A 12,213-nucleotide genomic window follows, 5' to 3' on the forward strand; every position below is an offset into this window, starting at 1 on the left:
CGAGACGCTGCGCTGCAACGCATGTTCCGTCGCGAATTCACGAAGCCGGCTGGCGTGCTGCGCTATGCTTGCCGAAGCTTGGCGTCCCGCGCCGCGAAATCGCGACGCGGGCGGTCTGTAACATCAGACCATAACGGTCAAGTTATCCACAATTTCTGTGGAAAACCTTGTGGAAAGTCGGCCGGTCGGCCCCGTGGGACGGCTCGCGGGCTGGCTTGCCTATAAACAGACCTTTGTCGCCTGTCCAGAATCAATCGACCCGATTCCTTACTCACCGGAAGGAGAAAGCCATGTCCTATCGTGTTGCAGTCGTCGTCGGCAGCCTGCGTCGCGGTTCCTGGAACCGCGCGCTCGCGCAAGCCGTGATCTCGCTCGCCCCCGCCGATTTCTCGTTCGAATTCGTCGAGATCGGCGAACTGCCGCTCTACAGCCAGGACTACGACGCGGACTTTCCGGAAGTCGCGAAGCGCTTCAAGCAGTCGATCGAGGCGGCCGACGCGCTGCTGTTCGTGACGCCCGAGTACAACCGCTCGATCCCGGGCGTGCTGAAGAACGCGCTCGACTGGGGCTCGCGCCCGTGGGGGCACAATTCGTGGTCCGGCAAGCCGGGTGCGGTGCTCGGCACGTCACCGGGTGCGACCGGTACCGCGCTCGCGCAGCAGCACCTGCGCAACGTGCTTGCGTATCTCGACGTGAAGACGCTCGGCCAGCCGGAAATGTTCATCAAGCACGACCCGGCGCGTATCGACGACGAGGGCCAGATCGTCAGCGAAGACACCCGCAAGTTCCTGCAGGGTTTCGTCGACCGCTACGTCGACTGGGTGCGCGTGCTGAAGGCGGCCTGATCGCCGTTTCCTTGCCGCCGCCGGCACCGGCCCGCATGCCGCGGGTCAGGCGCCGGCGTGCCGTGCGTCGCGCGCTTCGCGGATGCCGAGCAGGATCTCGTCGAGCAGCGCGATGTCGAACGGCTTCGACAGCACGCGCACGTCGACGGTACGCGTGCGGTCGAGTTCCTCCGCGTAACCCGTGACGAGGATCACGGGCAGCTTCCCCGGCCGCTTGTCGATCGCTTCGGCGAGATCGATGCCGTTCAGGCGGCCCGGCATGTGGATATCCGAGATCACCAGGTCGAATGCGTCGTTCGCGGCCGCGCCTTCGATCAGGCGCAGTGCGTCGTCGGCGGTGGGCGCATAGGTGACGCGGTGCCCGAGCAGCGTGAGCAGCGCCTCGGTGCCGGCCGCGACTTCGCTGTTGTCCTCGACCAGCAGCACGTGCAGGCCGGCAAGCCCGCCCGCGTCGTGCACGGCGGCCTGCGGTCGCGCGACGATGTCCTCGACGCGTGCGCGCGGCAGGTAGAGGCGCACCGAGGTCCCGGCGCCGACCGCGCTGTCGATCGTCGCGAGTCCGCCCGAGCGCTCGCAGAACGCGAACACCTGCGGCAGCCCGAGCCCCGTTCCCATCCCCTGCGCCTTCGTCGTGAAGAGCGGCTCGAACGCGCGCGCGAGCACGTCGGGCGGCATGCCCGAGCCCGTATCGTCGAGCGAGATCTGCACGAAGTCGCCGGTCAGCGGAAAGCCGTCCTCGCGGCGCAGCGTCACGTTGCGCGCGCCGACGGTGAAGCGGCCGCCGACCGTCATCGCATCGCGCGCGTTGACGGCGAGATTGATCACCGCGAGCTCGAGCTCCGCGACATCGACCCGGATCGGCCATACGCCGGGCTCGATCGCGACGACCAGCAGCGATTTCGAACCGAGCGACGTCTTCAGCAGTTCGCGGCACGTGCCGAGCCATTGACCGACGTCGATCGTCTCGCTGTGCAGCGGCTGCTTGCGCGCGACGCCGAGCAGCTGGCGCGTGAGCGACTGGCCGTTCTTCAGCGCGCGTTCGATCGCGCCGAGTTCCTTGTCGAGATGCTGGACGCCGCGTCGCCGCGCGATCTGCACGTTGCTCGAGATGATCATCAGCAGATTGTTGAAGTCGTGCGCGACGCTGCCGACCAGGTTGCCGAGCGCCTGCATCTTGCGCGACTGCCGGTACGCGGATTCGATCGAACGTCGCATCGACGCTTCGGCCTGCCAGCGGTCCCAGGCCTCCTCTTCCGCCTTCAGCCGCTTCAGCGACAGCCAGATCACCGACCACAGCGCGATCGACGGCGCGAACATCGAGATGAACAGCACGCTCAGGTGTTCGTACCATTCACGCCAGATCGCCGACGTGCGGTACGCGCAGGTCACGTACACGGGGTAGCTGCCGACCTGGCGGTACGCGACGATCTCGCTGCTGGCGCCGTCGTGGCGCACCCGCACGACGCCCGCGCGCGGATCGCTTTGCGCGTTGCCGAAGGTGGCCGTGAGATCGGTGTGCGCGAGCGACGGCGGCGGCGGATACGACGCGATCACCGCGCCGTCGGAACGCGCGAGCGCCATCGTCATCGGGGTGGCCGCGCCGCCGAGCAGGTCGCGGTAGAACGCGTTGAAATACGACGACTTCAGCGCGATCGACACCATTCCGGCGAACGAACCGTCGCTATGGCGTCGCGCGACGCCCGTGTTGAACACGGGGATGTTCTCGAGCTTGAGCGGCCCCATCATCAGCTTCGAGATGTGTTCGATCACGCGGCCGTCGCGGATGCCGGCGAAGTCGTCGCGGTTCGCGATCGACGCATAGGGCGCCGGATAGTAGAGGCTGTTGGCGAGCAGCATCCCGCTCGCACCGAAGATCGACACCGCGGCCACCTGCGGATAGCCGCCGCCGATCGTATTCAGCGCTTCGTGGATGTCGGATTCGTGGCGGCGCACGGTGGCGTCGTCCATGTCCTGCACGAGGTCGACGATGCGCGCATCGAGCGTCTCGCTCAGGTCGAACACCTTGAGCGCATGTTCCTCGGCGACGCGCACGGTGCGCATCGTCACGTCGCTCGCCGCGGCTTCGCGGGCCTTCAGGTCGTTGTACGCCATGACCGACACGTAGATGCACGGCAGCACGATCGCCGCGACCAGCAGCACGATCAGCGTCACGCGCCGGACCGCGAAATCGTGCTCGGGCGCGCCGGACGCATAGTTGCCGTCGTCCTGCCAGTCGTCGGCGGGCGGTGCGGTGTGCGTGCGGGAGTCGGCGGGACGTTCGGACGTCATCGAAGAAAGCGGGTGAAGCGGAGGTGTTCCATCATAAACGAGTTGCGCACGTGCGCCGTACCGCCGCACCGATGTGCAACCTGGTGATTCCGACAGGGGCACGGTGAAAGTTTGAAAACGCTATGAATCCGGCAGCGCAAACGTACACAAAGAAAAATTTTGCGTGCTTATCTCGAAAATGGTCGCGGCTGTTTTCGGAATGCCGGGCGAATGAAGCGATTTTGTTCGAAATGGTGAAAATGGCGAGTTGCACCGCCTTCGGTTTACTCAGAGAATCGCGCCTTGCTTTCCCCATGACAGATATATGCGCCCGCCGGCGTTTGCGGCGCGGTGTGTCGCGTGCCTCGCGCCGCGGCGCCCGCGCGCGGCCGCACGGCGGTGGCCGCGCTTGATCGCATGGCGCCTAAAGAAGCGCGCCGCGCGGTCGTTAACGCGAGAGAGACCATTCCGTATACCGCTTCGCCGCCATGCCTTTGCCGATCGTGATCGCCGACGACTCCTTGCTCGCTCGCAAACTTCTGACAAAGGCACTGCCGGGAGACTGGGACGTCGACGTCGCGTATGCGGCGAATGGTCGTGAGGCCCTGGCGCTCTATCGTGACGGCAAGGCTTCCGTGATGTTTCTGGACCTGACGATGCCCGACATGAACGGCTATCAGGTGCTCGAGACACTGCGCCACGAAGACCTGAACACGTTCGTGATCGTGGTATCCGCCGATATTCAGCCGCAGGCGCAAGCACGCGTGCGCGAATTGGGCGCGATCGCATTCGTTGCCAAGCCCGTGACGTCGGAGGCGTTGCTGCCCATTCTCAAGGAGTATGGGTTGTATGCCTGAATCGGTGTTCACGGCGGAGCAACGCGACGCGTTGCAGGAAATCGCCAACCTCGCGATGGGCCGTGCCGCCGCACGGCTCGCGCTGCTGCTCGGGCACTTCATCGAGCTGTCGGTACCGCGCGTGCGCGTCGTGAAGGCCGCCGATGCGGGCGACGCGCTGCGCGAGATGACGGGCATCCACGAAAATGTGACGGCCGTGCGCCAGGGATTCCGTTCCGACATCAAGGGCGAGGCGATCGTGCTGTGCCGCAGCGCGGGCGTCGCGCGGCTCATGTCGCTGATGGAGCGCACGTTCGGCGACGGCGTGTATGCCGGCATGGCCACGCAGGACGAACTCGTGTTCGATGTCTCGAACGTGCTGATGAGCGCATGCGTCGCGTCGATCCTCGACGAGCTCGGCCGCAAGCCCGTGTTTTTCCCGCCGGGGCTGCTCGGCGCGAACGTGTCGTTCGACGACGTGTTCCAGCCGACCGCGCTGGCCTGGAGCGTCGCGCTGCTGCTCGAAGTGAACTTCGGTCTCGAGGATCACGCGTTCCGCGCACATTTCGTGATGCTGATGGCCGAGGACTCGATCCGGCTGATGGGCGAAGCGCTCGACGCGTTGCTGTCCGCGCTATGAACGCGACCCCCGCCGCCACCGCCACTGCCGCGTCGCTGAGCGACCTCGTGATCGAACGGGTGGGCTTCGGCCTGTTCGTGCTCGACCGCGCGATGACCGTGCTGATGTGGAATCGCTTCATGCAGGACCACAGCGGCATCCCGGCCGCCGAGGTGATCGGTCGCAACCTGTTCGACTGCTTTCCGGCGCTGCCGCGCGCGTGGCTCGAGCGCAAGCTCGAGAGCGTGTTCCAGCTCGGCAGCTTCGCGTTCAGCTCTTGGGAGCAGCGGCCCTACCTGTTTCGCTTCGAGCACGACCGGCCGATCACGGGCGGCGTCGACTACATGCAGCAGGATTGCACGTTCATGCCGCTCACGCGCGGCCGCGAAGTGGAGGCCGTGTGCGTGACGATCTCGGACGTCACGCACGTGAGCGTGATGCAGCGCGAGCGCGAGGAGGCGGTCGCGAAGCTGCGCGAGCATGCGAATCTCGACGGCCTCACCGGCATCGCGAACCGGCGCTTCTTCGAGGCGCGGCTCAGTGACGAGTTCGCGCGCTGGCAGCGCTACGGCGGCGACCTGTCGGTGCTGCTGTTCGACCTCGACCACTTCAAGACGATCAACGACCGGTTCGGGCATGCGGCCGGCGATGCGGTATTGCGCGAGACGGCGCGCCGCGTCGCGTCGATCGTGCGCGCGCAGGATACTTTCGGCCGTTTCGGCGGCGAGGAATTCGCGCTGCTGCTGCCGTGCACGAATCTCGACGAAGCGATGCGGGTAGCGGACAAGGTGCGCTACGCGATCGGCAGCACGCCAGTCGACGCGGAAGGCGTCAGCGTGCCGGTGACGGCGAGCGTCGGCGGCGCGTGCGCGACGGCCGGCGCGCTGGCGTGCGACGTGCTCGTCAACGAGGCCGATACCGCGCTCTATCGCGCGAAGCGGCTCGGGCGCGACCGGTCGATCGCATACGCGTAAGCGCGGCGCGGCCGCAGCGCGGTTACCTGCGGCGTACCGCACACCGCACACCGCACACCGCACACCGCACACCGCACACCGCACACCGCACACCGCGCGTGCCGCGCCTCCGTCAGCTTTTCGCGATATCCGCCAGCACGCCGGCCAGCACGGCCGGCTGCGACACGAACGGCGAATGGCTGCTGTCGAGCTGGTGCACGTGCGTCGGCTTGCCGGGCACGAATGCGTCGGCTTCGTCGATGAAGCGCTGCTGCAGCGCGGGCAGGATCACGCGATCGGCCAGGCACTTGATGTAATGACGATCGATCGCGCCCCAGCGTGCGACGGTCGTCGGGATCGCGGTCGCGAACGGCGCGGCCGGCACGTCGCAGGTCATCAGGTTCGCCACCGCCTCGAAGTCGGCCTGCGGCACGTCGTCATACAGTGCGCGCTTCACGAGCCCGCGATACGCGGCATCGCCGCTGTGCGGATCGATCCGCAGCGCGCCCGCGACGCGCGGGCTCGCGAGCATCAGCGGGCCCAGCATTTCGCCCTTGTTCTCGGGTGCGCGCACGTAGTCGAGGCCCGGCACGCCCGACGCGGGCATGAACGCCGCGAGATAGACGATCTTCGCGATCTTCTCCGGCGCACGCTCCGCCGCGGCCGTGATCGCGAGGCCGCCCATGCTGTGCCCGACGAGCACGACCTTGCCGCGACCGAGCGCATACGCGTCGTCGACGGCCTGCATCACCTGCGTCGCGTAATCGTCGAGCGTGGTGTTCGCGACCGGCGACGGCTCGGCGCCGAAGGCGTCCTTGTCGAGCGGCCGTTCGAGATAGGATGCGGGAAAGTGGGCGTTGATGCCGTGCGCGGGCAGGTCGCGCGCGATCGACAGGTAGCCGCGCGCGGCCAGCGCGGCCGCGACGTGCGCGTAGCACCACGCACCGTGCCACGCGCCGTGCACCAGCACGAAAACGGGATGGTCGGATGGCGCGGTGGCGGTTACGTTCGTCTCCATGGTGTCCGTGTTTTTTGAGAAAGATGTTCATCTTAGACGAAGCCGCGTCGACGAAGCTGCGCGCCCCGGCATGAACGCACGGCCCGGGCGTGCGCGGGCGCGCACCGGCTCTCGCGATGCGGCGCTTTTGTCTCGTACAGGCCACATTTCGTCTTGATCTGATTTGAATTTGCGCCGAAGCGCGCTAATTTGACGCTTTGCTCCCGATTGCGCCCCATGAACGTCGATTACCTCTTCTACCGGCGGCCGGACAAACCCGGCCCCTATTCCCTCGACGACCTGGGCGAGACCGCGCCGCCGATCGGCCCGAGCGACATGGTGCGCGCGGGGATCGCGCGCGTATTCGAGCAGATCGACTGGCAGGAATCGCCCGACGTGCCGGGCGCGTGGTTCGGCACCGGCGGCCCGTCGTTCCAGTTCACGGCGGAGCCCGACGGGCGCGTGACGAGCTTCATGGGCTCGCGGCTCGAACGCCGCTCGATGCTGCAGCTGACCCGCGAAATGGGGCTCATCGCGCTCGACCTGCAGCGCGACATCGTCTACGGCTGACGGGCGGCGCGGCGCCGCTCCCCGCCGCGGCCGGTCTCCCAAGCCCCGCGCGGGCCCCCGGGCGCGGCGGTGTCCGCCATCGAACGTCAAAGATTGCTATACTTTCGCCCAATTCCGGCTTCCGGCCGGTAATTTGTGCCTGTCTGCGTCGATCGTTCGCATATCTCGCACGCATTTGACGCCCTGACCAACCCAGCCGGGCATGGCTTCTTCAATCGCCCCGCGTGGGTGTCTCCGTGGAGCTCGTCTTGGCCGTTTCCAATCTCGTCGTGGACGAACAAGAAACCGACGCCGCTGCCGTCACATCGGGCAGTTCTTTCTATCTGGCGATGCGCATCCTGCCGGCCGTGCAGCGCGACGCGATGTTCCAGGTCTATGCATTCTGCCGTGCGGTGGACGACATCGCCGACAGCGACCTGCCGCGCGCCGAGCGCAACGCGGGCCTCGATCGCTGGCGCGCGGACATCGATGCGTGCTTCGCCGGCCAGCCGCCGCGCCATCTGGTCGCGCTCGAGCGCGAGATCCGCGCGTTCGACCTGAAGCGCGAGGACTTCCACGCGATGATCGACGGGATGGCGATGGACGCCGCCGAGGACATCTGTGCGCCGGACGAACCGACGCTCGACCTGTTCTGCGATCGCGTGGCGAGCGCGGCCGGCCGGCTGTCGGTGAGGATTTTCGGGATCCCGGAGGCGGCAGGCATCAAGCTGTCGCACCACCTCGGCCGCGCGTTGCAGCTGACGAACATCCTGCGCGACATCGACGACGACGCGGCGATCAACCGCTGCTACCTGCCGCGCGAGCTGCTCGCGCGCGAAGGCATCGCGATCACCGATCCGGCGACGATCGTGCGCGATCCGGCGCTGCCGCGCGTATGCGCGACGCTCGTCGAGCGCGCGCTCGAGCACTTCCGCGAAGCGGACGCCGTGATGGATACGTGCACGCGTGCGCAGGTGAAGGCGCCGCGCATCATGTCGGGCGCGTATCGCTGCATCCTGGAGGCCGCGATCGCGCGCGGCTTCGCCGCCCCGCGCGCGCCGCTGCGCAAGCCGAAGGCGCGCATGCTGATGATCGCCGCGCGCTACGCGCTGTTCTGAGCCGATGCCCAGAACCGTCCACGTGATCGGTGCAGGACTCGCGGGGCTGTCGGCCGCCGTCGAGCTGCAACGCCGCGGGCGGCGCATCGTGCTGCACGACGCGCATGCGCATGCGGGCGGCCGCTGCCGCTCATGGTTCGACGGCGTGCTGAACACGACGCTCGACAGCGGGCTGCATCAGGTTTTCGCGGGGCAATCCGCGACCCAGCGCTACCTGCGCGCGATCGGCGCGGCCGATCGGCTCACGGGGCCCGCGCTGCCTGAATGTCCGGTGGTCGACGTCGCGTCGCAGCAGCGCTGGACGCTGCGTTTCGGCAACGGGCGCTGGCCGTCGTGGCTGTTCGACGCCGCATCGCGCGCGCCGGGCACCACGCCGCTCGATTATCTTGCGCTGGCCTCGCTCGCGTTCGCGCGCACCGGCCGCTCACTCGCACAGACGATGCGCTGCGACGGCGTGCTGTGGGACCGTTGGCTGCGGCCGTATTTCCTCGGGGTGCTGAACGTCGAGCCGCGCCACGCGAGCGCCGAACTCGCGCGCGCGGCGCTGTGCGGCACGTTTGCCGCGGGCGGCCCCGGATGGCGCCCGCTCGTCGCGCGCCACGGGCTCGGCAGCGCATTCGTCGAACCGGCGCTGCGGATGCTGCAGCACGGCGGCGCGCAGATCCGGCTGAATTCGCGGCTCGATGCGTTCGAATTCGGCGCGCACGGCAACGCGGTCGATGCGGTCGCGATCGGCGGCGAGCGCGTCGATCTCGCACCGGGCGACGCGGTCGTGCTGGCCGTGCCGCCCGAGGTCGCGCAGCCGCTCGTCCCGGATCTCACCGCGCCCGACACGTTCAGTGCGGTCGTGACCGCGTATTTCGCGGTCGATACACCGGCCGACGGCCCGCTGCAGACGACCGTCGTCAACGGCGTCGTCGACGCGGTGCGCACCGGCGGCGGTCCGCTCGCGGCGACCATCCGCGACGCGGGCCGCTGGCTCGACATGCCGCGCGATGCGCTCGCGCGGCGCATCTGGGAAGACGTCGCGCGCGTGACCGGCGCGAACCCGGAAACCATGCCGGCGTGGCAGCTCGTGGTCGAGCCGCGCGCGGGGTTTGCGGCGGTGCCGTCGCAGGAAATGAAACGTCCGGCCGTGCGTACGCGCTGGACCAATCTCGTGCTGGCGGGCGACTGGATTGCCACCGGCTTGCCCGCCACGATCGAGGGCGCGATCCGTTCCGGCCAGCTGGCCGCGGACGTGCTCCAGACACAGTAAGCAACAGAGGGACCGATGAACGATCTCACCGAAATGGCCACCCTGTCCGCCGGCACCGTGCCGGCCGGGCTCGACGCGGCCGTCGCCGGCGCGACCGACGCGCTGCTGGCCGCGCAGAACGCGGACGGACACTGGGTCTACGAACTCGAGGCCGATTCGACGATTCCCGCCGAATACGTGCTGCTCGTCCACTATCTCGGCGAGACGCCGAATCTCGAGCTCGAACGGAAGATCGGCAAGTATCTGCGCCGCATCCAGCAGGCCGACGGCGGCTGGCCGCTGTTCACCGACGGCGCGCCGAACATCAGCGCGAGCGTGAAGGCGTATTTCGCGCTGAAGGTGATCGGCGACGACGAGAACGCCGAGCACATGCAGCGTGCGCGCCGTGCGATCCACGCGATGGGCGGCGCCGAGATGTCGAACGTGTTCACGCGCATCCAGCTCGCGCTGTACGGTGCGATTCCGTGGCGCGCGGTGCCGATGATGCCGGTCGAGATCATGCTGCTGCCGCAGTGGTTCCCGTTCCACCTGTCGAAGGTGTCGTACTGGGCGCGGACCGTGATCGTGCCGCTGCTGGTGCTGAACGCGAAGCGCCCGATCGCGAAGAACCCGCGAGGCGTGCGCATCGACGAGCTGTTCATCGATCCGCCCGTCAACGCCGGCCTGCTGCCGCGCCAGGGCCACCAGAGCCCCGGCTGGTTCGCGTTCTTCCGCGTGGTTGACCATGCGCTGCGCGCGGTCGACGGCCTGTTCCCGAACTACACGCGCGAACGCGCGATCCGCCAGGCCGTGTCGTTCGTCGACGAGCGCCTGAACGGCGAGGACGGCCTCGGCGCGATCTATCCGGCGATGGCCAACGCGGTGATGATGTACGACGTGCTCGGCTATGCGGAAGATCATCCGAACCGCGCGATCGCGCGCAAGGCGCTCGAGAAGCTGCTCGTCGTGCACGAGGACGAAGCGTATTGCCAGCCGTGCCTGTCGCCGGTGTGGGACACGTCGCTCGTCGCGCATGCGCTGCTCGAAACCGGTGACGCGCGTGCCGAGGAAGCCGTGCTGCGCGGCCTCGACTGGCTGCGCCCGCTGCAGATCCTCGACGTGCGCGGCGACTGGATCTCGCGCCGGCCGCACGTGCGGCCCGGCGGCTGGGCGTTCCAGTACGCGAACGCGCACTACCCTGACGTCGACGACACGGCTGTGGTCGTGATGGCGATGAACCGCGCGCAGAAGCTCAGGCAGACGGACACGTATCGCGACTCGATGGCGCGCGCGCGCGAATGGGTCGTCGGCATGCAGAGCAGCGACGGCGGCTGGGGCGCGTTCGAACCGGAAAACACGCAGTACTACCTGAACAACATTCCGTTCTCCGATCACGGTGCGCTGCTCGATCCGCCGACCGCCGACGTGTCGGGCCGCTGCCTGTCGATGCTGTCGCAGCTCGGCGAGACGCCGCTGAACAGCGAGCCGGCCCGTCGCGCGCTCGATTACATGCTTAAGGAGCAGGAGCCGGACGGCAGCTGGTACGGCCGCTGGGGGATGAACTACGTGTACGGCACGTGGACGGCCCTGTGCTCGCTGAACGCGGCCGGCCTGACGCCGGACGATCCGCGCATGAAGCGCGGCGCGCAGTGGCTGCTGTCGATCCAGAACAAGGACGGCGGCTGGGGCGAGGACGGCGACAGCTACAAGCTGAATTACCGCGGTTTCGAGCAGGCGCCGAGCACCGCGTCGCAGACGGCCTGGGCGTTGCTCGGCCTGATGGCGGCCGGCGAGGTGAACAACCCGGCCGTTGCACGCGGCGTCGACTACCTGATCGGTCAGCAGAACGAAGAAGGCCTGTGGGACGAGACGCGCTTCACGGCAACCGGCTTCCCGCGCGTGTTCTATCTGCGCTATCACGGCTATCGCAAGTTCTTCCCGCTGTGGGCGCTCGCGCGCTATCGCAACCTGAAGCGCGCCAACGCGACGCGCGTGACGGTCGGGATGTAACGCGTGGCGCCGACGCAGCACAACGGCACGTTGCCCGTCATCGCCGTCACGGGGATGGCGTTCGAGGCGCGCATCGCGCGCGGTCAGGGCGTCGAGGCCGTGTTTGCCGCGCGGGCCGACCGCCTCGAGCGTGCGCTGGCCGAGGCGACCGCGCGCGGTTGCGCGGGCATCGTGAGCTTCGGCACGGCAGGCGGGCTCGCGCCCGATCTCGCACCCGGCGCGCTCGTGATCGCGGACGCGATCGACGGGCCGTTCGGCCGCGTGCAGACCGATCCGGGCTGGAGCGCGCGGCTCGTCGCCGCACTGCACGACACGCCGGTATGGGCACGCGTCACGCGCGGCACGATGGCGGCGGTCGGCGCGCCGGTGGTCAGCGAACAGGAAAAGACGTCGCTGCATCGCGCGAAGGGCGCGCTCGCCGTCGACATGGAATCGCATATCGCCGCGGCCTTCGCGGCGTCGCGCGGCGTACCGTTCGCGGTGTGCCGCGCGATCGTCGACCCGGCGTGGCGCACGCTGCCGCGCGCGGCGACGGCCGGCCTGCGCGACGACGGCAGCACGGCCATCCTGCCGATCCTGCGCGAACTGCTGAAGCAGCCGTCGCAGCTCGGCCCGCTGCTGCAGGTCGCGGGCGACGCGCGCGCGGCACGCACGACGCTGATCCAGGCGCGGCACGCATTCGAGCGTGCGGGCGCGATGCGGATCGTCTGAGCGGCGTTCGCCGCTTCTCCTCTCCCCCTTCCGTTCCCGTTTTCCGGACGCACAAAAAAAGCGCGCTGCG

The 12,213-nt window shown here is 68.3% G+C and carries 11 protein-coding genes; 9 read left to right on the forward strand and 2 right to left on the reverse strand.

Translation table 11 applies throughout. From position 1 onward, the window contains the following. The first annotated feature begins 290 nt into the window (after window positions 1–290). On the forward strand, window positions 291–845 hold the full coding sequence (locus DID99_RS05600; protein WP_044848764.1) for an NADPH-dependent FMN reductase: 555 nt from the start codon (window positions 291–293) through the stop codon (window positions 843–845). 45 nt (window positions 846–890) lie between these two features. On the opposite strand, the gene DID99_RS05605 is transcribed toward DID99_RS05600, so the two are convergent. Beyond that, window positions 891–3,134 carry a hybrid sensor histidine kinase/response regulator gene (locus DID99_RS05605; protein WP_044848765.1) on the reverse strand — a complete coding sequence of 748 codons (2,244 nt, stop codon included), beginning with the start codon at window positions 3,132–3,134 and terminating at the stop codon, window positions 891–893. A 467-nt stretch (window positions 3,135–3,601) separates the two neighbouring features. Here DID99_RS05605 and DID99_RS05615 point away from each other — a divergent pair, with 467 nt between their 5' ends. The 3 genes from DID99_RS05615 to DID99_RS05625 are packed head-to-tail and all read left to right on the forward strand — an operon-like array spanning window position 3,602 to window position 5,542. Then, the gene (locus tag DID99_RS05615; RefSeq protein ID WP_040138947.1) at window positions 3,602–3,970 is read left to right on the forward strand and encodes a response regulator; all 369 of its coding nucleotides are present in this window, start codon (window positions 3,602–3,604) and stop codon (window positions 3,968–3,970) included. Then, window positions 3,963–4,589 carry a chemotaxis protein CheC gene (locus tag DID99_RS05620; protein ID WP_124520174.1) on the forward strand — a complete coding sequence of 209 codons (627 nt, stop codon included), beginning with the start codon at window positions 3,963–3,965 and terminating at the stop codon, window positions 4,587–4,589. The genes DID99_RS05615 and DID99_RS05620 overlap by 8 nt, the downstream gene beginning before the upstream one ends. Then, window positions 4,586–5,542, forward strand: coding sequence for a diguanylate cyclase (locus DID99_RS05625; RefSeq protein ID WP_124485978.1), 957 nt, complete (start codon window positions 4,586–4,588; stop codon window positions 5,540–5,542). Before DID99_RS05620 ends, DID99_RS05625 begins: the two co-directional genes overlap by 4 nt. 112 nt (window positions 5,543–5,654) lie before the next feature. On the opposite strand, the gene DID99_RS05635 is transcribed toward DID99_RS05625, so the two are convergent. Next, a complete protein-coding gene (locus DID99_RS05635; RefSeq protein ID WP_124520170.1) occupies window positions 5,655–6,539 on the reverse strand; it encodes an alpha/beta fold hydrolase in 885 nt (294 codons plus the stop codon). A 216-nt stretch (window positions 6,540–6,755) separates the two neighbouring features. Between DID99_RS05635 and DID99_RS05640 the strand changes: the two genes are divergently transcribed. The 5 genes from DID99_RS05640 (at window position 6,756) to DID99_RS05660 (ending at window position 12,143) form a co-directional block, all read left to right on the forward strand. Further along, complete coding sequence (locus DID99_RS05640; protein WP_044848863.1) at window positions 6,756–7,088, forward strand: hypothetical protein; 333 nt, start codon at window positions 6,756–6,758, stop codon at window positions 7,086–7,088. 248 nt (window positions 7,089–7,336) lie between these two features. Beyond that, entirely contained in the window at window positions 7,337–8,185 is an 849-nt protein-coding gene (hpnD, locus tag DID99_RS05645; protein ID WP_044848864.1) for a presqualene diphosphate synthase HpnD, read from the forward strand. A gap of 4 nt (window positions 8,186–8,189) precedes the next feature. Continuing rightward, window positions 8,190–9,443 carry a hydroxysqualene dehydroxylase HpnE gene (gene hpnE, locus DID99_RS05650; RefSeq protein WP_044848865.1) on the forward strand — a complete coding sequence of 418 codons (1,254 nt, stop codon included), beginning with the start codon at window positions 8,190–8,192 and terminating at the stop codon, window positions 9,441–9,443. A gap of 15 nt (window positions 9,444–9,458) precedes the next feature. Then, window positions 9,459–11,432, forward strand: a complete 1,974-nt coding sequence (gene shc / locus DID99_RS05655) for a squalene--hopene cyclase (RefSeq protein WP_124666279.1) — start codon at window positions 9,459–9,461, stop codon at window positions 11,430–11,432. 3 nt (window positions 11,433–11,435) lie between these two features. Further along, window positions 11,436–12,143, forward strand: a complete 708-nt coding sequence (locus tag DID99_RS05660; RefSeq protein WP_082088758.1) for a phosphorylase — start codon at window positions 11,436–11,438, stop codon at window positions 12,141–12,143. The last annotated feature ends 70 nt before the right edge of the window (window positions 12,144–12,213 follow it).

The sequence above is a fragment of the Burkholderia sp. Bp8986 genome, from assembly GCF_003854225.1.
In the GTDB taxonomy this organism is placed as follows: Bacteria; Pseudomonadota; Gammaproteobacteria; order Burkholderiales; family Burkholderiaceae; genus Burkholderia.

Excerpts from the sequence above, each read along its gene's own strand:
- DID99_RS05600 (WP_044848764.1), top strand. The coding sequence starts at position 291 with ATGTCCTATCGTGTTGCAGTCGTCGTCGGCAGCCTGCGTCGCGGTTCC.
- DID99_RS05605 (WP_044848765.1), bottom strand. The coding sequence starts at position 3,134 with ATGACGTCCGAACGTCCCGCCGACTCCCGCACGCACACCGCACCGCCC.
- DID99_RS05615 (WP_040138947.1), top strand. The coding sequence starts at position 3,602 with ATGCCTTTGCCGATCGTGATCGCCGACGACTCCTTGCTCGCTCGCAAA.
- DID99_RS05620 (WP_124520174.1), top strand. The coding sequence starts at position 3,963 with ATGCCTGAATCGGTGTTCACGGCGGAGCAACGCGACGCGTTGCAGGAA.
- DID99_RS05625 (WP_124485978.1), top strand. The coding sequence starts at position 4,586 with ATGAACGCGACCCCCGCCGCCACCGCCACTGCCGCGTCGCTGAGCGAC.
- DID99_RS05635 (WP_124520170.1), bottom strand. The coding sequence starts at position 6,539 with ATGGAGACGAACGTAACCGCCACCGCGCCATCCGACCATCCCGTTTTC.
- DID99_RS05640 (WP_044848863.1), top strand. The coding sequence starts at position 6,756 with ATGAACGTCGATTACCTCTTCTACCGGCGGCCGGACAAACCCGGCCCC.
- hpnE (WP_044848865.1), top strand. The coding sequence starts at position 8,190 with ATGCCCAGAACCGTCCACGTGATCGGTGCAGGACTCGCGGGGCTGTCG.
- shc (WP_124666279.1), top strand. The coding sequence starts at position 9,459 with ATGAACGATCTCACCGAAATGGCCACCCTGTCCGCCGGCACCGTGCCG.